A 23,414-nucleotide genomic window follows, 5' to 3' on the forward strand; every position below is an offset into this window, starting at 1 on the left:
GTCATCTTGTCAGAGGGTCGGGCGGCGCGTCCACCCGGGCCTGCCAGGCGGTGGCGCGCGGGTCCATCAGCCGGCGCCAGTGCCGCGGCCAGAGCGCGATGCAGGCCATCACCGGCAGGGCATAGGGCAGGCGCGGCATGTCGTCGTCCAGCCGCAGCGCCGGGTAGGGCCGGGCCGGGTGCGCATGATGGTCGGAATGGCGCGGCGCATTGAGCATCAGCGCCGTGCTGAACCAGTGCGGCGCGTTCCACGAATGCTGCGGGCGCACCGGTTCGGGCTTGCCGTCGGGGCCGGTCTCGCGGCGCAGGCCGTAGTGCTGCACGTAGTCCGAGGTCATCAGCTGCAGCTGCGCGAAGGCGGCGATGGCAAGATACCAGGCCAGCCCCGTCAACCCGCCCAGCCAGAGGGCCAGGCCCAGCATCCCCAGCCCGCCCAGCAGATACCCCGCGAAGGGATTGCGCCAGGCGGGGCGACCCGCGGCAAGGTCGCGCGCCCGCTCGGCGGCAAAGGCGCGGCGCAGCTCACCCGGCCAGGCCCGCAGGAAGAAACGATATAGCCCCTCGCCCCAGCGCGCCGAACTCGGGTCATAGCGGGTGCCCACGTGGACATGATGCACCAGCAGGTGGCCCGAGACGTGCTGGCCATAGAGCACCGAGACATAGGCCAGGGTGCCGGCCCGGCGCAGCAGGCGCGCAGAGCGGTGGATCAGTTCGTGCGCGTTCGAATTGCCCACCTGGCCCAGAAACAGCCCGGTGCCGAGCGCCAGCGCCAGCGCCTCGATCCCCGCCACTCGGCCCTGCCCAAGGGCGTGGATCACCAGCACCAGCAGCCCGAGTTGCGCGGCCACCAGGGCCAGCGACAGGGCATCAGCTCGCGGAAACTCCGCGTCCGGGTCCTCGGCCGGGAGGGTCCAGGCCACGGCCTCGTCGAGCACGGCCGTGAGCAGCGTCATCCAGAGCAACCCGGCCCAGGCCCAGCCGCCGCCTATCAGCGCGCCGAGCGCCAGCAGCGCCGGGGCGGTCAGCGTGACAAGGGCAAAGAGGAGCATCGGGTGGCGCATCGTCAGACCATCAGCCAGGGTTTTCTCATATCTTATCCCGGCAAGGCGGCGGGATTAAGGCCAAAGACACGTACCCGGCGGATCAGCCGCGCGTCGCGGGGCGGCCCGGTGTCGCAGAGAATCGCGCCGCCGCCCTTAACCTTTGCGCGGCGTGTGGTTAGATGACGGGCATCAGTCACCGGAGCGCGCGCATGGCCTTTTTCAGCAAACTCAAGGACCGGTTGTTCAAGTCCTCCTCGAAGATCGAGGAGGGGCTGGACGCCATCGTCGAAGAGGGCGGCGTCGCCGAGGACGACCCCGCGCCGCAGGACCCGGCGCCCGATCCCGCGCCGGAGCCCGCCCCTGCTCCGGAGCCCGCGCCGGACCCCGCGCCCAACCCCCAGCCCGCGCCGGACCCCGAGCCAGTGCCCGAGCCGACGCCGGCACCCGACCCGGCCCCCGATCCCGACCCGACGGCCCCGGAGCCGCCGCGGGAAGTGCCCCCGGCCCCCGCGCCAGCGCCGGGGTCGCCGCCGCCGGAACTGCCCGACGACCCGCCCCCCGAGATGCCGCAGCCCCTCGACGTGGCCGGGGCGGCGCAGACAGGCGATGCCGCGGCCAAGCCCGGCCTGCTGGGGCGCCTGCTGGGCCGGGGCGACAAGAAGACCGTGGTTCGGCGCGAACTGGACGATGACATGCTCGAACAGCTGGAGGAGCTGCTCATCACCGCTGACATGGGCGTCGATACCGCCCTGCGCGTCACCGCGAACATGGCCGAGGGCCGGGTCGGCAAGAAGCTGTCGACCCCCGAGATCAAGGAATTGCTGGCCGCCGAGGTCGCCCGCGTCATGGAACCGGTGGCCCGGCCCATGCCGCTTTACCCGTCCAAGCCCCAGGTGGTGCTGGTGGTCGGGGTCAACGGCTCGGGCAAGACAACGACCATCGGCAAGCTGGCCAGCCAGTTCCGCGCCGCCGGAAAATCCGTGGTGATTGCCGCCGGCGACACCTTCCGCGCGGCGGCGGTGGAACAGCTGCAGGTCTGGGGCGACCGTGCCGGGGTTCCGGTGCTTACCGCGCCCGAGGGATCGGACCCGGCCAGCCTGGCTTGGGATGCCATGGACAAGGCCCAGAAAGACGGCGCCGACCTGCTGATGATCGACACCGCCGGGCGGCTGCAGAACCGCGCCGACCTGATGGAGGAACTGGCCAAGATCGTCCGGGTCATCCGCAAGAAGGACGCGCAAGCGCCGCACAACACCCTGCTGGTGCTGGACGCGACAACGGGTCAGAACGCGCTGTCGCAGGTCCGGACCTTCCAGGAGCTTGCCGATGTCTCGGGCCTGGTGATGACCAAGCTGGACGGCACAGCCAAGGGCGGCGTTCTGGTGGCGCTGGCCGACCAGTTCGGCCTGCCGATCCACGCCATCGGCGTGGGCGAGAAGATCGACGACCTGGCCCCCTTCGACCCGCAGGACTTCGCCGCCGCTCTGACAGGGCTGGACCGGTGAGCCGCCAGCCCCCGCCGGCGCGGGCCAGGGCGATGCGGGGGCTGGCCCTGATCGCAGCCGTGGTCCTGGCCTGTCCTGCCTTGGCCGACCCGCCGATGCAGCGCGCGCAGTGCCGCGCGGCCCTGGCCGCCGGGGCGGCTCTCCTCGGGTTGGATGAGGGCGACGTCCAGGCCGCGAAACAGGCGCGCCATGCGGTCACGCCGGACGGCTGGTGCCGCCTTTTCGGGGATGATCCGCAGCTAAGCGCGCCACCCTTTGCCAAGCTGGACTGGCGCGCCGAGGGGGTTGAGCGGCTGATCGAGGAAACGCGCCCGCCCGAGGCGCTGGAGCTGCGCATCACGGACTGGCGCATGCGACCGGGCGCGGCCGCCCCGCGCGCCGCGCCGGTGGACGTCGTGCTGTCCCTGCGCCACGTCGCCGACACGCGCCAGCTTATCGTGGAGAGCTTGCGGATCAGTTCGGATACGGGCGACGCGCTGTTCGCGACGGCGGTGCTGGAGCGGGTGGATTTCTCGTCGCGCGCCATGGCGCAGGTCAGCATGGGCAGCGTGGCTCTCGGGCGCCTGACCGCGCGAATCAGGCTGAACGGCTGGGTCGAGACACGCGTTCTGCCGGCGATCGACATCACCGGTGACCCGCGCGACATCCGCCGGATGGTCCGTGATGGGGCCGCGCGGCTGCCCGCCAGCCTGCTCGATTCGCGGGCGCGCGCGAACCTCGATGCCTTCGTCGCGGCACTGCCCGCGCCGCGCGGGACGCTGGAACTGGGCCTGCGCTCGGACAAGCGGGTCATGGTCTCTGGGCTGGCCGGGCTGCTGATCTACGGAAAGGCGATGAGCGGCAACGACCCCGCGGCGCTCTTCGACGGGGTGCGGGCCGAGGTGATCTGGACCCCGGACTCCGACCTGTCGGAGTGAGCGACTGGCTCCTCTCCATCGCCGGAACGCCGCAGGGGGGGCTCTGGGCGTCGCTGCTGGCGCTGCTGTCGGCCATTGCGCACGCCGGGTTCGGCGCCCTGCAGAAAGGCCGCCACGACCCCTGGATCATGCGGGGGGCCATCGACGGCTGGCTGGTGGTCATCTCGGCCCCGGTGGCGCTGTTCCTCGTGCCCTGGCCCACGCCGCGGACCTTTGCCATCCTCGCCGGGGCGCTTGTCGTGCATTTCCTCTACAAGCTCGCCGTGGCGCTGGCCTACGAGCGGGCCGCCTACACGGTGGTCTACCCGATGATCCGGGGCACCGGCCCGCTGGTCACCGTCATGGCGGCGGGCCTGCTGTTCGGGGAACGCTTCACGCCGCTGCAATGGGCGGGCCTGGCCTGCCTGTCGGGGGGCATGGCGCTGCTGGCGCTGCGCAACATGGCCGCCGACGCGGTGGACCCGGCCGGCGCGCGCCGCGGGCTGGTCTGGGCGCTGCTGGGGGGCCTGCTGGTGGCTGTCTACACCGTCTACGACGCCTGGGGCATCCGGCAATCGCCGGACCCGTTCACCTTTCTGGCCTGGTTCTTTTTCATCACCGCGCTGGATTTTCCGGTGCTGGCCTGGGTGCGGTATCGCCGCCTCGGCGCGCCGGGCGGGGTCGCATCGCTCTTGCGCCGCGGCCTTGCCGGGGCGCTAATCGCCTGGGTCAGCTTCGGCGGCGTCATGCTGGCCACGCGGCTCCACAAGGTCGGCGAGGCGGCGGTGCTGCGCGAAACCTCGACGGTCTGGGCCGCGCTGATCGGCTGGTTCATCCTGGGCGAGACGGTCGGCCCGCGCCGCCTGATCCTGATGGGATTGATTGCTTTGGGGGCTGTCATCGTGGAATTCGCAGGGTAAGAGGGGCCATGGCAGACGAACAGATCAAACCCTGGGTGAAGCAGCTTCTGGAACTGGGGCCGACGCTGGCCTTTTTCCTGCTCTACCTGCGCATCAAGGACGACACATTCACCTACGGCGGGACCGAGTATTCCGGCTTCATCGTCGCCACGGTGGCCTTCGTGCCGATCCTGCTGGTGGCCATGGCGGTGCTTTGGCACCTGACCGGCAAGCTCAGCCGGATGCAGATATTCACTGCCGTGATGGTGATCTTCTTCGGGGCGCTCACGGCCTGGTTCAACGACGAACGCTTCTTTAAGATGAAGACCTCGATCGTCTACGCCACCTTCGCGGCGCTGCTGGGCATCGGGCTGCTGCGCGGGCGCAGTTACCTGGAGTTCGTCATGGGGGAGTTCCTGCCCATGGAACACGCCGGCTGGATGATCCTGACGCGGCGGCTCTTCGCGCTGTTTCTCGGGCTGGCCCTGGCAAACGAGGTGATATGGCGCACGATGTCCGACACCACCTGGGTGACGATCGAGACCTTCGGCTTTCCGGTCGTGATGTTCCTGTTCCTTTGGATTCAAATCGTCGGCCTGCAACGCTACCTGATCGAGGACAAAAACGAGGGCTGACCGCCACCGGACCGTTGCCAGGCCGGCCAGTGGCGCCCGCGGGGTTTGCGCCGGGGCGCCAGGGCTGTGCGCAGCGCGGGCAGGGGCGTGCGGCGCGGCTGCAGCAGCAAGGCCCGGTAAAGACCGAAGACGCCGGGCCGCAGGTAACCCGACCAGTGGCACACCGGCACCGTCGGCGGGGCGATGCGATAGCCCAGCTGCGCGAGGGCGGCCAGCGTCGCGGGCCGGTCCAGCGCCACGTCCAGCCAGTTGGGCGCGGTGACCCCGGCGGCCACGGTGCGCCCGCCCAGCGGCGCGGCCAGCCGCAGCAGGGCGTCGAACAGCAGGTTCTCGCGCCCGGTGACATTGACGATCTCGGCCGCGTCGGCGGCGGGCGCGGCCGCCAGAACGGCGCGCGCCTCGCCCCGAAACAGCGCCGCCGAGATCAGGATCAGCCGGTCCACCGCGCCGCGCCGCAGGCCGCGCAGGGCCAGCAGCGCCACCCGCGCGCCCAGCGAATGGCCCACCAGATGCAGCGGGCGGTGCGGGGCCAGCCGCCGCAGCGTCGCGACGAGCCGGGCCAGGTCTTCGGCGGCCCGGTCGGCGCGGGCCAGCGCCGCCCAGATGTGGCCGCGCGCGGGCCAGCCATAGGCGATGGCCAGCCCGGCGTCGCCCGACAACCCGAGGTGGCGCGGCCAGCTGACCGCCTTCCAACAGTCGCGGCGCGGGCTCAGCGACAGGATATGCCGGTGCGGGGTCCGGTCGGGGTCATCGGGTGAGAAGCGAAAGCCGTGCAGCATGATGACCACCGGCGCCGTCTCGGGCAGGGCGGCCAGCGCCTTGACAAGGGTGGCCTCGTCTGGGTGCCGGCCCATGTTGACTGCCAGGAGTGTCATCGACTGCCCTCAACATCTGGGGGCCATATGCGCCGCGACCGCTACACAGGCGTGACAGCCCCATGATGTTTCCGTGACAGGCCAGCGCGGGATTGACGCCGGGGCGGGCTTGGCCTATCCCGCATGTTAGTGGCGATTTGTTACCGGATTGCGGGCCACTCTAAAGATACCGCTAAAAGGGTCGATGGGATGCTTGCCCCGATGCCTTTGTCCGGTATCGGGGTTTTTTCGTGCCTGAAGGAGGGCAAGATGGACAAGTGGACGCGGCGCACGAGGGCCGTTCATGCCGGCACGCGGCGCAGCCAGTACGGCGAGGTGAGCGAGGCGCTCTTTCTCACCCAGGGGTTCGTCTACGACAGCGCCGAGGCCGCCGAGGCCCGGTTCCGGCAGGCCGGCGCGGAGGAGTTCATCTATGCCCGCTACGGCAACCCCACCATGCGCATGTTCGAGGACCGCATCGCCGACATGCTGGGCTATGAAGACGCCTTTGCCTGCACCAGCGGCATGGCGGCCGTGTCGGGCGCGCTAACGGCGCTTCTGAAGGCGGGCGATCACGTCGTGTCGTCGCGGGCGCTCTTCGGGTCGTGCCTCTATGTGCTCGAGGATATCCTAGCGCGCTTCGGGGTCGAGGTGACGCTGGTCGACGGCACGGACAATGCCGCCTGGGCCGCCGCGATCCGCCCCGACACCCGGCTGGTCTTCTTCGAGAGCATCTCGAACCCCACGCTCGAGGTCGTGGACATGGCGCAGGTCGTGCGCCTGGCCCATGCGCAAGGCGCGCTCGTCGTTGCCGACGATGCCATGGCCACGCCGATCTATTCCTATGCACGCGATTGCGGGGCCGATATCGCCATCGTCTCGACGACCAAGCACGTGGACGGGCAGGGGCGCATGCTGGGTGGCGTGATCTGCGGGTCGCAGGAACTGATCCGCGGCCCGATCGAGACCTACATGAAGCACACCGGCGGGGCGATGAACCCCTTCACCGCCTGGACGCACCTGAAGGCGCTGGAGACGCTCGACCTGCGCGTGCGCGCCCAGGTCGCAGGCGCGACCCGGGTGGCCGAGGCGCTGGCGCAGCACGGTGCCGTTGCGCGGCTGCGCTATCCCACGCACGCGGACCACCCGCAATGCGACCTGGCGCGGTCGCTGACGGCCGCGGGTGGCACCGTGCTGGCCTTCGAGGTCCGGGGCGGCAAACCGGCGGCCTTCCGGGTGCTCAACGCGCTGGAGCTCGTGACGATCTCGAACAATTTCGCGGATGCCAAGTCCATCGCCACCCATCCCGCGACGACCACGCACCAGCGCCTGCCGCAGGAGCAGAAGGATGCGCTGGGCATCAGCGACGGCCTCCTGCGGCTGTCGGTGGGGCTGGAGGATCCCGCCGACTTGATCGCCGACCTGACAGCGGCGCTGGAGGCGGCCTGATGTGGGTCCGCGACGCCCGCCCCGAGGATTCCGCGGCGCTGGCCGAGATCTTCTGGCGCGCCGTGCGCGAGGGTCTCAGCCCCTACTCGGAGGCGGCGCGCACCGCCTGGGTGCCCCGTCGGCCCCCGGCAGAGGACTTCGCCCGCCGGCTGGACGGTCTGGAAACTGTCGTGGCCGAGGCCGACGGGATCGCCGGGTTCATGACGATGGACCCGCAGGGATTCCTCGAGCTGGCCTACGTGCTGCCTGCGCGGCGCGGGCAGGGCGTCGCGGACCGGCTCTACCTGGTGCTGGAAAGCCGCGCGCGAGCGCGGCGGCTGCCCGCGCTGACGGCGCGTGCCAGCCGGATGGCGCGGCGCTTTCTGGCCCGCCACGGCTGGCAGGTGGTCGCCCCCGACCCGGTGATCCGGGCCGGCGTGGTGCTGGACAGGGACGCAATGCGAAAAGCCCTGCCCCCGCGACATCGCGCGACAGCGCGCGCCGCCGGGCCGGCGGCAGGGATTTTCGAAAATCCCTGCCGGCACCGGGCGGTCGCCGCCCGGTAGACGCTGCGTCGACGCAGCGTCCGCGCCGTCGACGGCGCGGGAAGCGGTCGCAAACCGGTCGCGTGGCGGCATTTTTTGGACATTCCGCAAAACGGCCCCATGTTAGAACTGATTGCGCGCGAAGCTGACGAGGCCGACATGAATCTGCATTCCAAGGACCTGACCCGTGACCTGACCCGCGAGGACGCCGCCGAGGCGCTGGCCCTGCTGCGCCGCTGGGCCGAAGGGGTCAGCGATGCCGAGGCGGCGGACCTCGACCCGATGGTCACGCGCCTCGTGCCCGGCGGCGAGCCGGCGACCTACCCGGCGCTGTCGCGCGCCTACCCGGAGGAGTTCCGCGCGGACGCCGCCTACAAGGCCACCATGCCCGATCTGCAGAACGGCCCGGCCAGCATGATCCGCGGCGCCCGCCAGGCGATCCAGCACGTCGGCATCTCGAACTTCCGCCTGCCGATCCGCTTTCACACCCGCGACAACGGCGACCTGACCCTGGAAACCAGCGTTACCGGCACCGTCAGCCTCGAGGCCGAAAAGAAGGGCATCAACATGTCCCGCATCATGCGGACCTTCTACGAGCATGCCGAGGAGACCTTTTCCTTCGAGGTGGTCGAGCGGGCGCTGGACGCCTACAAGTCCGATCTGGAAAGTTTCGACGCCCGCATCGAGATGCGCTTTTCCTTCCCTGTGAAGGTCGACTCGCTGCGCTCGGGCCTGTCTGGCTATCAGTATTACGACATTGCGCTGGAGGTCGTGGAAACCGACGGGGTGCGCCGCCGGATGATGCATCTCGACTACGTCTATTCGTCGACCTGCCCCTGTTCGCTGGAACTGTCCGAGCACGCCCGCCAGTCCCGCGGCCAGTTGGCGACGCCGCATTCGCAGCGCTCGGTCGCGCGCATCTCGGTCGAGGTGGACGCCGCCGCCCCCTGCCTGTGGTTCGAGGACCTGATCGATCTGTGCCGCACGGCCGTGCCCACGGAAACCCAGGTGATGGTCAAGCGCGAGGACGAACAGGCCTTTGCCGAGCTCAACGCCGCCAACCCGATCTTCGTCGAGGACGCCGCCCGGCTGTTTTCCGAGGCGCTGCAGGGCGACGCGCGCATCGGCGATTTCCGGGTGATCGCCAGCCACCAGGAAAGCCTGCATTCGCACGACGCGGTCAGCGTGCTGACCGAGGGGCCGACCTTCGAGAGCGAAAGCCTTGACCCCAAGCTCTTTTCCAGCCTGATCCACGCGCGCTGAGCGTGGCAGGCCTACGCGCGGGCGCTTGACTATCCTGGCGGAGCGGGCCAACGCTTTGCGCCATGTTGGACCTGCGCCCCGTGGGATATGTCATCGGCCTGCTCGTGGCGGCGCTGGGTGTCACGATGGTCGCGCCGTTTCTGGCCGACCTCGTGGCCGGCAACGGCTTCTGGCCGGTTTTCCTGGAAAGCGGCGTAATCACCATAATGGTCGGCGGGCTCGTGGCGCTGTCATGTTCCAGCGGGATTTCCACCGGGCTGACCATTCGCCAGACCTTCCTTCTGACCACGCTCGTCTGGCTGACGCTGCCGCTATTCGGCGCGATCCCCTTCCTGCTGGCCATCGACGGGCTGTCCTTCACCGATGCCTTCTTCGAGGCCATGTCGGGGCTGACCACCACCGGGTCGACCGTGCTGAGCGGTATCGACAGCCTCCCCGAGGGCCTAAAGCTCTGGCGCGGTATCCTGCAATGGCTGGGCGGGATCGGCATCATCGTCGTGGCCATGGTGTTCTTGCCTGAACTCAAGGTCGGCGGCATGCAGATCTTCCGCTCCGAGGCGTTTGACACCATGGGCAAGATCTTGCCGCGCGCCACCGAGATCGCCAGCTCGATCTCGGTGATTTACGTGGGGCTGACCCTGGCCTGTGCCCTGCTGTACGGGGTGGCGGGGATGGCTCCCTTCGATGCCATCGTCCATGCCATGACCACCATCGCCACCGGCGGTTTCGCGAACTACGACAGCTCTTTCGCCAGTCTTGGGGCCGGGGTGGAATACACGGCCGCGCTTTTCATGCTGCTGGCGGCACTGCCCTTCGTGCGCTACGTCCAACTCATATCCGGCAACGGCGCCCGGCCGCTGTTGCGCGACAGCCAGATCCGGGCCTTTTTCGTCATCGCGGCGGCGCTGGTGCTGGTGCTGGCGGCCTGGAACTGGGCGCTCGGCGCGGCGCTGACAGAAACCGGGTTCCGCAAGTCGCTGTTCAATGTCGTCTCGATCATGACCGGCACCGGCTATGCCAGCGCGGACTACATGCAATGGGGGCCCTTCGCGGTGACGATGATCTTCTTCATCGGGCTCATCGGCGGCTGCGCCGGGTCCACCGCCTGTTCGGTCAAGGTCTTTCGCTACCAGCTGCTGTTCTCGGCGGTGAAGGCGCAGATCCGGCGCATCCACAGCCCGCATGGCGTCTTCAACGTGCGTTACCAGGGCCGCCCGGTCAGCGAGGAGGCGCTGAGCTCGGTCATGGCGTTCTTCGTCGCCTTCATGGTGGCCATCGGGGTAACGGGGGTCCTGCTGGGCATGACCGGGCTGGACTTCATCACCAGCATCAGCGGCGCGGCCACGGCCATCGCCAATGTCGGGCCGGGCCTGGGCAACGAGATCGGCCCGGCGGGCAACTTCGGCGGGTTGAACGACACCGCAAAATGGGTCCTCTCGATCGCCATGCTGGTAGGGCGGCTTGAAATCATGGCCGTTTTCACCATCCTGACATGGCAATTCTGGAGGAGTTGAGACCGGGCATGGCGATGAATGGACACGCAGCGCGCGGCGGGGTGGCCCGCTGATGGACCATCCCCTGTTCGACCTGGTGGATCGCCGCATCCGCGCCGCCCAGGAGGCGGGCGATTTCGACGACCTGCCCGGCGCGGGCCGGCGCCTGCCCGACTGCGACGACCCCGAGAACGCGGTCTTTGACCGGCTGGTGCGCGACAATGGCGGCGTGCCCGAGGTGGTGGCGCTGTCGCGCGAACTGGCCCGGCTGCGCGCGGAGCTGGCCGCCGCCACCGACCGGACCGCGCGGCGCGACATCCTCAAGGAAATGTCGATGGCCGAGGCCCGGCTGGAGCTCGCCCGCAAGCCACGGGCGCGGCGGCGGTGATGGGCCGGGTGCGCGACCAGTACGAGGCCTATCCCTATCCCGACCGCGATCCGGCGGCGGAGGCCGACCGTCTGATCACCGGCTCGCCGTCTGAGCCGCGCGAGATCGACCATTTCATCTTTGCCGGCCGGCGCGACTGGTCGCGGCCCCTGCGCGTCCTCATCGCAGGCGGGGGGACCGGCGACGGGCTGATCCAGCTGGCGCAGATGATGGACTGGGCGGGCAAGCCGGCCGAGATCACCTACCTGGACCTGTCCGAGGCCGCGCGCGCGGTGGCCGAGGCCCGGGCCGAGGCGCGCGGCCTGACCGGCATCCGCTTCGAGACCGGATCGCTTCTGGAGGCGGCCGATCACGGCACCTTCGATTACATCGACTGCTGCGGCGTGCTGCACCACTTGCCCGACCCGGCGACGGGTTTTGCCGCCCTGCGCGCCGCGCTGGCCCCCGGCGGCGGGCTGGGCTTCATGGTCTACGCCCCGCATGGCCGTAGCGGGGTCTATCCGCTGCAGGCGGCCTTCGGCGCGCTGCTGGACGGGCTGCCGCCGCAAGACAGGCTGGCCCGCGCGAAAGAAATCCTCGAAAACCTGCCCGCGGACCACCCGTTCAAGCGCAACCGGCTCCTGGGCGATCACGAAAACTCCGATGCCGGGTTCCACGACCTGCTTCTGAACGCGCAGGATCGCGCCTTTGCCGTCGAAGAGCTGCTGTCGGTCATGGCCGAGACCGGCTGGCAATTGTCGGGCTTCGTTCAGCCGGCGCTCTATGATCCGTCGCGGCTGGCGGAGGTGCCGGCCGAGATGGACCCGATCACGCGCATGGCCGTGGCCGAACAGCTGCGCGGCACCATCAAGGGGCACGTGGGCTACGCCGTCGCGGCCGGGCACGACGCGGCCCGCGCGCGCCCCTCGGACCTGTCGCTCGTCCCCCACCTGAAGGGCGCGGCACCGGCGAAGTTGGCGCAGGCGGTCGCGGCGGGCAAGCGGGTGCCGCTGAGCCTAGGCCCGGTGACCGAGACCCTGCGCCTGCCGAAAAAGGTGGCGCGGCTGATCGGCGGGATAAACGGCAAACGCACCCTGGCCGAGATCGCCATGGGCGCCGGGCTGGACCCGCTGGCCTTCGGCACGCTCTGGGCGCAGGTCGACCGCGAGCTGGGCGGCTTCGGCCTGCTGCTCTATTCCGGGATCGGCAGGTAGCGCGATGTGCGGACGCATGGCCCTGACCCTGCCGCATGACGCGATGGCGCAGGTCTTCGACGCCGCCCCCGCCAACGACCTGCCGGATGTGCCGAATTACAACGTCTGCCCGACCGCACAGGTCGCCACCGTGACCAGCGACGCGGGCACGCGGCACCTGCGCGCCATGCGCTGGGGCTTCGTCCCGCACTGGTACACCGGCGTGACCGACCGCCCGCTGCTGATCAATGCCCGCGCCGAGACCATCGCCGAGAAACCGGCCTTTCGCGCGGCCTGCCGAGAACGCCGTTGCCTGATCCCGGCCAGCGGCTTCTATGAATGGACCCGGCTGGAGGATGGCACCAAGCTGCCCTGGTACATCACCCGCCGCGACGGCGCGCCGCTGGCCTTCGCCGGCATCTGGCAGGACTGGGTGCGCGACGGCGCGGCCCTGACCACCTGCGCCATCGTCACCACCGGGGCGAACGCGGCGATGGCACCGATCCACCACCGCATTCCGGTGGTGCTGGAACAGGAGGACTGGCCGCTCTGGCTGGGCGAGGCGGGCAAGGGTGCGGCGCGACTGATGCAGGCCCCGGGCGAGGACGTGCTGCACTTTCACCGGGTCAGCCGGGCGGTGAACTCCAACCGCGCCAGCGGACCCGAGCTGATCGACCCGATCGACGCCGACTGACCGCGGCCGGTCAGGGCCCGGCCTCCAATGGTGCCCAGAGGTCGGCCGGCCCGCGCGCCTGCGCCAGAAGGGCCCGGTGGGTCACCACGCGCACCTCCGCGGGGCCAAGGCACAGGGCGGCGGTATCCCCCGGCCCGCGCGCGGCGACCGGGGCGACCTCCTCCTGCGCCGCCATGAGGTCGAGGAACGTGCCGCAGTCGCCATCGGCCGACAGGGTCAGGGCCGGGCCGCGCGCCGGTGGCCCCGCCGTGTCGCGGATCAGCAGCCCTGTGTCGGATTGGACCGCACCGGGCGGCGCATAGATCACCCCCGCCTGCACCGCCCCGGCACAGAGCGCCAGCGCGACAGGCGACCGGACCACCTGCACCGTCACCACATCGTCCGCGCCCAACCCCGCGGCGGCCAGGGCATTGGCCGCCCTTGCGGCCAGACGCAGGAACTTGGCATGGCCGATCCGCCGCCCCCGCCAGGCCAGAACCGGCGCGGCGCTGTCGATGTGCGGCGCGCAGAGCGCGTCATAGGCCGTGTTCGGCGCCATCGCCGGCGGGGCATCGGTTGGCGCCGGGGCGTGCAAATTACAGGCGCAGTCAGGGGGATGATCGGTGTGGTCATGCATGGCGCAACCCTGCCCGCGCCTGCGCCAAGGGGCAATGGGCTAGAGAGGCCCGGGCCGGCGTTCCTCGGACAGCAGCACGTTGGCCTCGACGTCGCCCACGCCGGGCAGGGTCATGATCCGCCGCCGCAGCACCCGCTCGAAATCCGACAGGTCTCGGGCGACGACGCGCAGCCGGTAGTCGTACATCCCCAGAACGTGTTCGACCAGTTGCACCTCGGGGATGGCCGTGACCGCACGCTCGAAATCCTCGAGGCTGACGCGGCCCTTGGTGGCCAGCTTGACGCCGAGAAAGACCGTCACCCCGAAGCCCAGCGCCTCGGCGTCCAGGTCCACCCGCTGTCCGGCCAGAACGCCCGCCGTGCGCAGCCGCCGCAGCCGCCGCCATGTGGCCGGCTGGCTCAGCCCCACCGCCTGGCCCAGGGCCGCGGCGCTTCGCCCGGCGTCGCGGGCCATCTCGCGCAGCAGGGCGCGGTCGGTGGCGTCCAGCTCCGTCACAGCGGCAGGCTTTCGTCGCTCTTGACGGTCGCCACGGTCATCAGCGCCTCCAGCTCGGCGATATGGGGCAGGGCCAGGATGCGCGCGCGGTAGAGCTGCTGGTAATGCGCCATGTCGCGGGCGATGACAGAAAGCCGCACGTCCACCTTGCCCAGGAAGGTCTGGATCTCCACGACCTCGGGGATCTCGCGCGCGGCGGCGATGAAGGCGTCGAAGGCGTTGGCCTGCGTCTTTTCCAGTGTAAATCGCAGGCTCACGGCGACGGCGTATCCCAGCGCCGTCCAGTCGATGCGCGCGCGCCGCCCCCGCAGGAGGCCGCGCTCCTCCAGCCGGGCCAGCCGCCGCGTGGCGCGCAGCGCCGTCACCCCGGCCCTGTCGGCCAGTTCGGCCCCGCTCAGCGACGGATCTGCCTGCAATTGGCGCAGGAGGCGGCGGTCGAGGTCATCCAGCATGAAAACGTCGTATATGCGCAAATTACGCATGACAACGTCATCATGGCCAATAATCTCGTGACTTCGGCTCTCGCCATCCCCGCGCAACACGGGCATAACGCCGCCAGTCAACATCCCACCAAGGAAAGGACCGCCCCATGCGCGTCTATTACGATCGCGATTGCGATGTGAACCTGATCAAGGACAAGAAGGTCGCCATCCTCGGCTACGGCTCGCAGGGCCATGCCCACGCGCTGAACCTGCGCGACAGCGGCGCGAAGAATGTCGCCGTCGCCCTGCGCGAGGGCTCGGCTTCGGCCGCCAAGGCCGAAGGCGAGGGCCTGCAGGTCATGGGCATCAGCGAGGCCGCCGCCTGGTGCGACCTGATGATGTTCACCATGCCCGACGAGCTTCAGGCCGAGACCTGGCGCACACAGGTCCGCGATCACCTCAAGCCGGGGGCGGCCATCGCCTTTGCCCATGGCCTGAACGTGCATTTCGGCCTGATCGAGGCGCCCAAGGGCGTGGATGTCCTGATGATGGCGCCCAAGGGGCCGGGCCACACCGTGCGCGGCGAATACGTCAAGGGCGGCGGCGTGCCCTGCCTGGTGGCCGTGGACCAGGACGCCACCGGCAAGGCCATGGAACTCGGGCTCAGCTATTGTGCGGCCATCGGCGGCGGCCGGTCGGGCATCATCGAGACGACCTTCCGCCAGGAATGCGAAACCGACCTCTTCGGTGAACAGGCCGTCCTGTGCGGTGGCCTAGTCGAACTGATCCGCATGGGCTTCGAGACGCTGGTCGAGGCCGGTTACGACCCGGAAATGGCCTATTTCGAGTGCCTGCACGAGGTCAAGCTGATCGTGGACCTGATCTACGAGGGCGGCATCGCCAACATGAACTACTCGATCTCGAACACCGCCGAGTATGGCGAATATGTCTCGGGGCCGCGCATCCTGCCCTATGACGAGACCAAGGCGCGCATGAAGGCGGTGCTGACCGATATCCAGAATGGCAGTTTCGTGCGCGATTTCATGCAGGAAAACGCCGTCGGCCAGCCGATGTTCAAGGCCACCCGGCGTCTGAACGACGAGCACCAGATCGAGCAGGTGGGCGAGAAGCTGCGCGCCATGATGCCCTGGATCTCGGCCGGCAAGCTGGTGGACAAGGCCAAGAACTGAGCGGACGGAAATTCCGGAATTTCCGTGCCCTGATCGAATTTCTGGAAATTCGATCCCGGACCCGCGAGCCGAGGCTTGCGGGTCCGTTTCGCGTCAGCAAAAGAGACAGACATGGCGGCGCAACCGACCCTGACGAACTGGCTTTCCGTCATCGCCCTTGGCCTGATCTGGGGTGGAACCTTCATGGTCGTGGCCGTCGCCCTGCGGGGCTATGGCCCGCTGACGGTGGCCTGCGCGCGCACCACGCTGGGGGCGGTCTCGCTTCTGGCGCTGATGAAGCTCCTCGACCGGCCATGGCCGGCAGGGCGCACGGTCTGGGCCTACCTGGCGGTGATCGGTCCGCTGAATACCGCGCTGCCGTTCTTCCTGCTCAGCTGGGGGCAGCAATACGTGCCCTCGGCCTTCGCCGGGCTGGCCATGACGGCGGTGCCGCTCTTCGTGCTGCCGCTGGCGCATCTGGCCAGCGACGAGAAACTGGCCCTGCGCAAGACGTTCGGCGTGATCCTCGGCTTCATCGGCGCGGCGGTTCTTCTCGGCCCGGGGGCGCTGCGGCTGGGGCAGGGGATCGTGCCGCTGGCGCAGGTCGCCTGTCTGGGGGCGGCGCTGTCCTATGCCGTGGCCTCGGTGCTGACGCGCCGCTGTCCGCCGGTGGATTCCATCGCCATGGCGGCGATCACCCTGGCCGTCGGGGCGGTCTGCCTGGTCCCGGCGATGCTGCTGGTCGAGGGGGTGCCGGGCTGGCAGCCCGGCCTGCCCGGCCTTGCAGTCCTGTTCCTGGGGCTTGTGCCCACGGCGCTGGCTGCGCTCCTGCGGGTCACGGTGGTGCGCAGTGCGGGGTCGGTCTTCATGACGCTGGTCAATTACCAGGTGCCGGTCTGGTCCATGGTCTTCGGTGCGCTGGTGCTGAACGAGGCCCTGCCGGGCCGGTTCTTCGCCGCGCTGGCGCTGATCCTGGCCGGACTCGCGATCAGCCAGTGGCACGGCTCGGGCCGGCGGGTCGCGCCGCGGGGCTGACGGGCCGCGCCGGCGCGGCGCGGCCACGCGATGTCGACATCGCGTCCGCCGCCCGTGACCGGGCGGCCCCGGTCGCCGCGCTACCCGGCGCTCTGTTCGACCTCGGAGACGATCCCGTCGACCACTTGGGCCAGAAGGCCCTCGTCCTCGCATTCGGCCATGACACGGATCAGCGGTTCGGTGCCCGACTTGCGGATCAGCAGGCGCCCCTTGCCGTTCAACTGCCCCTCGGCTGCGGCGATGGCGTTTTTGACCGGGTCCAGTGCCAGCGGGTCGCTTCCCGCCGCGTACCGCACATTACGCAACAGTTGCGGCACAGGATCGAAGATGCGGCTCAACTCAGAGGCGCGCTGGCCGGTCTCCACCATGGCGGCCAGGAATTGCAGGCCCGCCAGAAGCCCGTCACCCGTGGTGGCATAGTCGGTCATCACGATATGGCCCGATTGCTCGCCGCCGAGGTTGAAGCCGCCCGCGCGCATGCGCTCGACGACGTAGCGGTCACCGACCCGGGTGCGATCCAGGGTGATCCCGTGCCCGCCCAGGTACCGTTCCAGCCCAAGGTTGGACATGACCGTCGCGACGAGGGTATTGCCCGCCAGCCGGTCGGCCTCGGCCCAGCGGCGCGCGAAAAGCGCCATGACCTGGTCGCCGTCGGCGATGCTGCCGGATTCGTCGAGGATCAGTACCCGGTCGGCGTCGCCATCGAGGCAGAGGCCGACATCCGCGCCATGGGCGACGATGGCCTCGGCGGTGCGGCGCGGCGCCGTCGAGCCCACGCCGTCATTGATGTTGTAGCCGTCCGGGGCGACCCCCACGGGCACAACATCGGCGCCCAGCTCCCAGAGCACCTCGGGCGCGACGCGATGGGCGGCGCCGTTCGCGCAGTCTACGACCACCTTCAGCCCGGCCAGCGTCCGGCCCTGCGGGAGGGTCGACTTGAGCCGCTCGGCATAGCGGAAACGCCCGTCGTCGATGCGCCTGGCCCGGCCGATGTTGACGGCCTGGGCAGGCTCCAAGCCGGTTTCCATCAACCGCTCGATCTCGATCTCGACCGCGTCGGACAGCTTGAAGCCATCCGGGCCGAAGAACTTGATGCCGTTGTCGGCCGCCGGGTTGTGGCTGGCCGAGATCATGATGCCGAGATCGGCCCGCATCGAGGTCGTCAGCAGGCCCACCGCCGGCGTCGGCACCGGGCCCAGCAGCAGCACGTTCATGCCGGTGCTGGTCAGCCCCGCGGTCAGCGCGTTCTCGAACATGTAGCCCGACAGGCGCGTGTCCTTGCCGATCACCACCCGATGGTCGTTCCTCGCGTCGTTGCGGAAGTGGCGCCCGGCCGCGGCGCCCAGACGCAGGGCCAGGTCCGCCGTCATCGGGGGGGTATTGGCGGTGCCGCGCACCCCGTCCGTGCCAAAGAGCTTGCGGGTCATGGTGCCTCTCCTCTCAGGGCGTCGGCCACTTGCAGGGCCTGCCGGGTCTCGGCCGTGTCGTGCACCCGCAATATCTGCACCCCGTGCGCCAGCCCGTGCAGGGCCACGGCGAGGGAGCCGGGCAGACGGTCTCGGGCCTCGGGCGCGTCGGACAGGGTGCCGATGAACCGCTTGCGCGAGGCCCCCAGCAGGACCGGACAGCCCAGCGCGTGGAACAGCGACAGCCGGCGAAGCAACGCCAGGTTGTGTTCCAATGTCTTGCCGAAACCGATCCCGGGGTCAACAACGATCCGGTCGCGCGGCAGGCCCGCGGCCTCGGCCTGCGCGATACGGGCGGCGAGGAAATCGTAGACGTCCAGCAGCACGTCGTCATACGACGGAGCGTCCTGCATGGTCTGCGGCGTGCCCTGGGCGTGCATCAGGCAGATCGGCAGGCCGCTGTCGGCGGCGAACGGCGCCATGCGGCTGTCGTAGGAAAAGGCCGAGACGTCGTTGAGCATGCTGGCACCCGCCCCCATGGCCGCGCGGGCGACCATGGATTTGCGCGTGTCGATTGACACGGGGCCGTCGCTGCCCGCGCGGATCGCGGCGATGACGGGCGCGGTGCGGCCCACTTCCTCCTCGACGCCGATCTCGACCGCGCCGGGGCGGGTGCTCTCGCCGCCCACGTCGATGATGTCGGCCCCCGCCGCCTGCATCGCCCGCGCCTGGGCCAGGGCCGCCTCGGGGTCCATGAAGAGCCCGCCGTCCGAGAAACTGTCGGGCGTGACATTGAGGATGCCCATCAGCCGCGGGCGGGCCATGTCCAGCCCAGCCAGCGGCGCGCGCGGGGCGGTCAGCCGCGCCAGCACGGGTTGCGGCGCCTCCGCCGCCGGGATCAGCGCGGGGGCCTCGGTCCGGCTGATCCGCTCGACATGGGTGAACCAGCACCATCCCCCGGCCAGCGTGTGCGCGCCGGCGGGCCGGTGCGGGTCGCCCTGTGCGACGGGGCGGAAATAGGCCGTGGCGGGGTCGGGCATCAGTCCAGCGAGTAGCTTGTGGTCGGCAGGGCGCAGTCCGGCGCGGTCCCGCCCAGAACGCAAAGCTCTTCCGCCTGCATTTCCTGCGCGAACCAGGCGGCCAATGCGACGGCGTCGCGCGGGCTGGCCGAGGGGCTTTCCACCGCGTCCAGTACGATCTTGGAGGGCGCCCAGACGCAGATCTGGCCGTTCTTCATGGCCCAGTCCAGTTCCGTCCGGCTGCGGGTGACCACGCAGCGCCGGTCGCGCCCGGCCAGGACCCAGGCGTTCTGCTCGATCGCCAGCAGGTCGATGCGGCGTTGCGCCAGCGCCGCGCGCGATTGCGGGGCCGGGGTATCGGCGGGGCCGACGCAGAAGATCAGCGGCGCCGCGCGCGCGGCGAAATCGTCTATCCAGCGCGACAGGTCGTCGGACGCGATCGCCGCGTTGGTCAGGTAGACGATGCGCGGATGCGGGGCTTCTTCGTGGGCCTGCGCGGCGCCGGCTTGGCGGCCCCGTTCGCGGGCGATCTCGACGCCAAGCGCGCCGGGCCCGCGGTCCAGCTTCTCGATTCGCACGAAGACGCGTTCGGCCTGCGGCTCCAGCAGGATGCGGTCGGCCACGCGCTCAGCCAGGGTTTCCAGAAGGTTGAGCCGCTCGGCGCCCAGCTCGTGCTGGATCGCCTCGGTCACCCGGTCGTAGGACAGGATGCGGTCGACATCGTCCTCGATGGGGCCGGACAGCGGCGCGACCTCGACCACCACGTTGAACTTGATGTGCTGCGGGCTGCCGCGCTCGGCCTGGAAGGCGCCGATCTCGACCTCGGCGACGTGGTCGCGCAGGGAGATGCGGTCGTTGAGCGCGCCTTCGGCCGGGACAGTGGCTTCGGCGCGTTCGGCCGGGTGGGCGAAGGCGAGGCGGATGTCGGAATTCATGGGGCACCCCCGGTTGTCGTGTCGCGGGGATACTAGGGCCTGTAGACGGGAACAAGCGCCGATGCGCGACGGGCGAGGGCCCGCGCGCGACCCGGGCTGTCTCAGCCCTGCCGGTAGAAGTGGTGCGACCCGATCGTTGTGGTGCGGGGGAAAACGCGCGCCCAGCGCGGGCTGACGGCCCGGGTGTGATAGTAGGTGGCACCGTTGGTCAGGTCACCCGGCACGGACCCGTCGATCAGCAGGCGCGCGACCTTGCCGACCGCGGCCCAGGCGCGCGGCTCGTGCACGGTTTCGGGATGGCCGTCGCAGGTGAAGGTGAACTGGCAGCCGTAGAGTTGCCCGGTGCCCTGGGTGACCACGGCGCAGACATCGTCGGGAAAGCGGGCACTGTCCACGCGGTTGAGGATGACCTCGCCCACCGCGAACATGCCGCGCACGGATTCCCCGCGCGCCTCGAAATAAAGCGCCTCGGTCAGGCATTCCCACTGCGCGCCACCGTCGGCGGCCGGCTGCCCGGCGAGGAAATCCCGGTTGTAGTCAATCTGGCCACCGGCCGCCGCGGCCTTGCCCGCCACCGGGGTGGGCGGGGCGGTCAGGGCCGACAGGCGGCTGTCCGGCACCATGCGGATCGCCTCGCGTTCCTGGCCCAGAAGGGCGGCAAGACGGCTTTCCAGCAATTCCGCCGTGGCTGTCGTGCCCATCGGACCGAGCAGGACCGCGGCGGCCAGGACGGCGCGCGTCATAATCCGGGTAATCATCTGTCATCCCCACAGGTGGCACAGGGTCCGCTGACCCTGCTATGAGCGGTGGAATTAGGCGACGGACAGGCCTGCGTCCACCCCGGCGGGCACATGGCCATCATGCGGCTGATGCAACGGGGGCACAGCGCCCGGGGCCGGCCTCAAGCCTTTGTGGCCCGCGCCGTGTGGCCCCCTATCCCTGCTATCCGGATTTGCCTTCGAGATAGAGCTGGGCCGCGGTCAATCGCGCCACCGGTACCCGGAAAGGCGAACAGGAGACATAGTCGAAGCCATTCGCGCGGCAGAAATCGATGGCCGCGCGGTCCCCGCCGTGTTCGCCGCAGATCGACAGGGTCACATCCGGGCGACCGTCCCGGCCACGCTCGGCGCCGATGCGCAGCAACTCGCCCACCCCGTCGAGGTCCAGCCGGTGGAAGGGGTCCTCGTCGTAGACGCCCAGCCGCACGTAGTCGGACATGAAGCGGCTGGCGTCGTCGCGCGACAGGCCATAGGTCATCTGGGTCAGGTCATTGGTCCCGAAAGACAGGAAGGCCGCGTGCTGGGCGATGTCGGCGGCGCGCAGGGCGGCGCGCGGGGTCTCGACCATGACCCCGAGCCGGTAGTCGAAGGCGGCCCCGGTCTCGGCGCGCACGGCGGAGGCCACCGCGTCGATGCGGCCCTGGACCAGTTCCACCTCCTTCATGGCGCTGACCAGCGGGATCATGATCTCGGGCACCACGGGCGCGCCGCTCTTGCTGGCCGCGATCGTGGCCTCGAAGATGGCGCGCGCCTGCATCTCGTAGATCTCGGGGACGGTCACGCCCAGCCGCACGCCGCGCAGCCCCAGCATGGGGTTGTACTCCTCGAGCTGCTCGATGCGCTCGACCACCTGGCTCAGCGGCAGGTCCAGCACATCGGCCAGGTCGCGCATGCCCGGCTTGCCGGTGGGCAGGAACTCGTGCAGCGGCGGGTCGAACAGGCGGATGCAGACCGGCAGGCCTTCCATGATGCCGAACACCTGCGCGAAATCCGCCCGCTGAAGCGGCAATAGCCGGTCGAGCACCGCCGCGCGGCCCTCGGGGCTGTCCGAGAAGATCATCTCATGCATCAGGTTGACGCGGTCTTCCTCGAAGAACATGTGCTCGGTCCGGCACAGCCCGATGCCCTGGGCCATGAAATTGCGTGCGCTCTGGGCATCGGCGGGGGTGTCGGCATTGGCGCGGATGCCGATGTCGCGCACCTCGTCGGCCCAGGACAGCAACGTCTGGAAGGTGTCGTCCAGCGCGGCCTCGACCGTCCTGGCCTGGCCGTTGAGCAGCTGGCCGGTGGTGCCGTCAACGGTGACGATGTCGCCCTCGCGGAAGATGCGCCCGCGTGGGCCCTTCACCTGGCGCTTGCGTTCGTCGATCACCAGGCCGTCGGCGCCCACGACGCAAGGAAGGCCCAGCCCGCGCCCGATCACGGCGGCGTGGCTGGTGATGCCGCCGCGCACCGTCACCACGGCCTCGGCGGCGTGCATGCCGCGGATGTCCTCGGGCGTTGTCTCGCGGCGCAGCAGCACGCAGGCCTCGTTGCGGGCCGCGCTCGCCTGCGCCTCGTAGGGCGAAAAGACCAGCCGCCCCGCCGCGGCGCCAGGGCTGGCGGCGATGCCGGTTGTGATGACGTCGCGCGGGGCGTCTGCTGCCACCTGCCGGTGCAGCAGTTCCGACAGCGCGTCAGGCTCGACGCGCGTCAGGGCCTCGTCGCGGCCGATGATACCGTCCTCGGCCAGGTCGACGGCCACGCGCACGGCCGCCCGCGCAGATCGCGGCACCCGGATCGCGTCGATCACCTGGACCGCGCCGTCCTGCAGCACGAACTTGACTTCCATCTCCTCGCGCAGCTTCTGGCGGCAGGCCGCGCCGAAGGCCTGCAAGCGCGCGAAGACCTCGGGACAGCGATCCTCCAGCGAGGGGCCGCGGGGGTCCTGCGTCAGGTAGAGCGTGTCCGCCTGCTCGCGCAGGCGTTCGCCGCTGATGGCCTGTGCCTTGTAGCGCCCGGTGGGCCGGCGCTGGCCGGTGGCCGGGTCGACGAACTGGATCACGCCGTAGCCGCTTTCGCCCGCCCCGATGCCGAGGGCCATTTCCTGCACCACCAGCCCCAGCCCGGCGTCGGCGGGCGCGCCCTTGGCCTGGCGCAGCAGGCGCGCGCTGGTGCCGTCCCAGGCCCGCGCCATTGAGCGCAGGACCTCGGCCAGCTGATCCTCGGCCCGCTGCGGGAAGGGCGCGTCGGTTTCGGCCTCGTAGACCGCCAGCATGGCATTGAGGTTGTCGATGCTGGGATGGGCCGCGGCGTCGAATTCCTCGGCGTCGAGCCGCGCGACATGCACCGCGTAGGACTGCACGAAGGACATGTAGAGCCGGGTCGCCATGTCCTCGCCGATGGTGCCGCACAGCGCCTCGTGCTTGGCCGCGTTCATGCCGATGTTCAGGATCGCCCCCGGCCCGCCCCAGTCGGGGTTCAGGCTGGAGGGCCGCACCGAGAGCAGCGGCAGCGTGGGAAATTCCTTCAGAATGGCGGCGGCGGCCGGGGGCTGGCCGGCGGCGATCAGGCGCACCGCCTCGAAGGACAGCGCCACCGTGCGGGGCACCGGAAAGTCCATGCGCACGAGCCGTTGCAGGCATTTCGCGCGGCCGCCGTGAACCTCGTCCGCCATGGGGGCGGTCCGGGTGATGACGCACATGTCCTTCAGGGTCACGACTTTCTGCATTGCAGCACTCCTCT

The 23,414-nt window shown here is 70.0% G+C and carries 23 protein-coding genes and 1 riboswitch; of the genes, 13 read left to right on the forward strand and 10 right to left on the reverse strand.

Features of this window, described 5'->3' with window-relative positions; all coding sequences use genetic code 11:
* Position 1: 1 nt before the first annotated feature.
* Complete coding sequence (locus BU124_RS08635; protein WP_245831653.1) at positions 2-1,048, reverse strand: alkane 1-monooxygenase; 1,047 nt, start codon at positions 1,046-1,048, stop codon at positions 2-4.
* 203 nt (positions 1,049-1,251) lie between these two features.
* Here BU124_RS08635 and ftsY point away from each other — a divergent pair, with 203 nt between their 5' ends.
* From ftsY to BU124_RS08655, 4 genes are read left to right on the forward strand one after another with little or no spacing between them, the layout of a single operon-like run.
* Positions 1,252-2,547 (forward strand): signal recognition particle-docking protein FtsY, encoded by a 1,296-nt coding sequence (gene ftsY, locus BU124_RS08640; protein WP_084862727.1) that lies wholly within the window; start codon positions 1,252-1,254, stop codon positions 2,545-2,547.
* Positions 2,544-3,464, forward strand: coding sequence for a hypothetical protein (locus tag BU124_RS08645; protein ID WP_143529929.1), 921 nt, complete (start codon positions 2,544-2,546; stop codon positions 3,462-3,464). The genes ftsY and BU124_RS08645 overlap by 4 nt, the downstream gene beginning before the upstream one ends.
* Complete coding sequence (locus BU124_RS08650; RefSeq protein ID WP_084862731.1) at positions 3,461-4,363, forward strand: DMT family transporter; 903 nt, start codon at positions 3,461-3,463, stop codon at positions 4,361-4,363. Before BU124_RS08645 ends, BU124_RS08650 begins: the two co-directional genes overlap by 4 nt.
* A gap of 8 nt (positions 4,364-4,371) precedes the next feature.
* Positions 4,372-4,977, forward strand: a complete 606-nt coding sequence (locus BU124_RS08655; RefSeq protein ID WP_084862733.1) for an inner membrane-spanning protein YciB — start codon at positions 4,372-4,374, stop codon at positions 4,975-4,977.
* Here the strand turns inward: BU124_RS08655 and BU124_RS08660 are convergent.
* On the reverse strand, positions 4,947-5,852 hold the full coding sequence (locus tag BU124_RS08660) for an alpha/beta hydrolase (protein WP_084862735.1): 906 nt from the start codon (positions 5,850-5,852) through the stop codon (positions 4,947-4,949). The two genes, BU124_RS08655 and BU124_RS08660, sit on opposite strands and share 31 nt — an antisense overlap.
* Before the next feature lie 119 nt (positions 5,853-5,971).
* Positions 5,972-6,049, forward strand: a riboswitch (SAM riboswitch).
* A 52-nt stretch (positions 6,050-6,101) separates the two neighbouring features.
* Between BU124_RS08660 and BU124_RS08665 the strand changes: the two genes are divergently transcribed.
* The 7 genes from BU124_RS08665 (at position 6,102) to BU124_RS08695 (ending at position 12,814) form a co-directional block, all read left to right on the forward strand.
* The gene (locus BU124_RS08665; RefSeq protein WP_084862736.1) at positions 6,102-7,280 is read left to right on the forward strand and encodes an aminotransferase class V-fold PLP-dependent enzyme; all 1,179 of its coding nucleotides are present in this window, start codon (positions 6,102-6,104) and stop codon (positions 7,278-7,280) included.
* Complete coding sequence (locus BU124_RS08670) at positions 7,280-7,825, forward strand: GNAT family N-acetyltransferase (protein WP_084862738.1); 546 nt, start codon at positions 7,280-7,282, stop codon at positions 7,823-7,825. Before BU124_RS08665 ends, BU124_RS08670 begins: the two co-directional genes overlap by 1 nt.
* Positions 7,826-7,963: 138 nt before the next feature.
* The gene (folE2, locus tag BU124_RS08675) at positions 7,964-9,067 is read left to right on the forward strand and encodes a GTP cyclohydrolase FolE2 (protein ID WP_084862846.1); all 1,104 of its coding nucleotides are present in this window, start codon (positions 7,964-7,966) and stop codon (positions 9,065-9,067) included.
* A 62-nt stretch (positions 9,068-9,129) separates the two neighbouring features.
* Positions 9,130-10,581: a TrkH family potassium uptake protein gene (locus tag BU124_RS08680; protein ID WP_084862741.1), complete on the forward strand. Its 1,452-nt coding sequence runs from the start codon at positions 9,130-9,132 to the stop codon at positions 10,579-10,581.
* Between the two features lie 52 nt (positions 10,582-10,633).
* A complete protein-coding gene (locus BU124_RS08685) occupies positions 10,634-10,948 on the forward strand; it encodes a DnaJ family domain-containing protein (RefSeq protein WP_084862743.1) in 315 nt (104 codons plus the stop codon).
* Positions 10,948-12,141 (forward strand): class I SAM-dependent methyltransferase, encoded by a 1,194-nt coding sequence (locus BU124_RS08690; RefSeq protein ID WP_084862745.1) that lies wholly within the window; start codon positions 10,948-10,950, stop codon positions 12,139-12,141. Before BU124_RS08685 ends, BU124_RS08690 begins: the two co-directional genes overlap by 1 nt.
* Before the next feature lie 4 nt (positions 12,142-12,145).
* A complete protein-coding gene (locus BU124_RS08695) occupies positions 12,146-12,814 on the forward strand; it encodes an SOS response-associated peptidase (protein WP_084862747.1) in 669 nt (222 codons plus the stop codon).
* Between the two features lie 10 nt (positions 12,815-12,824).
* Here the strand turns inward: BU124_RS08695 and BU124_RS08700 are convergent, their stop codons facing one another.
* From BU124_RS08700 to BU124_RS08710, 3 genes are all read right to left on the reverse strand, one after another.
* Complete coding sequence (locus tag BU124_RS08700) at positions 12,825-13,352, reverse strand: AMP-binding protein (protein ID WP_084862749.1); 528 nt, start codon at positions 13,350-13,352, stop codon at positions 12,825-12,827.
* Between the two features lie 117 nt (positions 13,353-13,469).
* Positions 13,470-13,925, reverse strand: a complete 456-nt coding sequence (locus tag BU124_RS08705) for an Lrp/AsnC family transcriptional regulator (protein ID WP_084862751.1) — start codon at positions 13,923-13,925, stop codon at positions 13,470-13,472.
* Positions 13,922-14,377 carry an Lrp/AsnC family transcriptional regulator gene (locus tag BU124_RS08710; RefSeq protein WP_084862848.1) on the reverse strand — a complete coding sequence of 152 codons (456 nt, stop codon included), beginning with the start codon at positions 14,375-14,377 and terminating at the stop codon, positions 13,922-13,924. Before BU124_RS08710 ends, BU124_RS08705 begins: the two co-directional genes overlap by 4 nt.
* Positions 14,378-14,514: 137 nt before the next feature.
* Here BU124_RS08710 and ilvC point away from each other — a divergent pair, with 137 nt between their 5' ends.
* Both ilvC and BU124_RS08720 read left to right on the forward strand, forming a co-directional pair.
* On the forward strand, positions 14,515-15,537 hold the full coding sequence (ilvC, locus tag BU124_RS08715) for a ketol-acid reductoisomerase (protein ID WP_084862753.1): 1,023 nt from the start codon (positions 14,515-14,517) through the stop codon (positions 15,535-15,537).
* A gap of 111 nt (positions 15,538-15,648) precedes the next feature.
* Complete coding sequence (locus BU124_RS08720; RefSeq protein ID WP_084862755.1) at positions 15,649-16,551, forward strand: DMT family transporter; 903 nt, start codon at positions 15,649-15,651, stop codon at positions 16,549-16,551.
* An 80-nt stretch (positions 16,552-16,631) separates the two neighbouring features.
* On the opposite strand, the gene glmM is transcribed toward BU124_RS08720, so the two are convergent.
* From glmM to BU124_RS08745, 5 genes are all read right to left on the reverse strand, one after another.
* Positions 16,632-17,978: a phosphoglucosamine mutase gene (glmM, locus tag BU124_RS08725; RefSeq protein ID WP_084862757.1), complete on the reverse strand. Its 1,347-nt coding sequence runs from the start codon at positions 17,976-17,978 to the stop codon at positions 16,632-16,634.
* A complete protein-coding gene (gene folP, locus BU124_RS08730; RefSeq protein ID WP_084862759.1) occupies positions 17,975-18,997 on the reverse strand; it encodes a dihydropteroate synthase in 1,023 nt (340 codons plus the stop codon). Before folP ends, glmM begins: the two co-directional genes overlap by 4 nt.
* Positions 18,997-19,911, reverse strand: coding sequence for a dihydroneopterin aldolase (locus BU124_RS08735; protein WP_084862762.1), 915 nt, complete (start codon positions 19,909-19,911; stop codon positions 18,997-18,999). The genes folP and BU124_RS08735 overlap by 1 nt, the downstream gene beginning before the upstream one ends.
* Before the next feature lie 101 nt (positions 19,912-20,012).
* The gene (locus tag BU124_RS08740; protein ID WP_245831654.1) at positions 20,013-20,654 is read right to left on the reverse strand and encodes a cell wall hydrolase; all 642 of its coding nucleotides are present in this window, start codon (positions 20,652-20,654) and stop codon (positions 20,013-20,015) included.
* A 199-nt stretch (positions 20,655-20,853) separates the two neighbouring features.
* Positions 20,854-23,400 (reverse strand): putative PEP-binding protein, encoded by a 2,547-nt coding sequence (locus BU124_RS08745; protein ID WP_084862767.1) that lies wholly within the window; start codon positions 23,398-23,400, stop codon positions 20,854-20,856.
* Between the last annotated feature and the right edge of the window lie 14 nt (positions 23,401-23,414).

Origin of the sequence: Salibaculum halophilum, assembly GCF_002094885.1 — a bacterium.
In the GTDB taxonomy this organism is placed as follows: Bacteria; Pseudomonadota; Alphaproteobacteria; order Rhodobacterales; family Rhodobacteraceae; genus Salibaculum; species Salibaculum halophilum.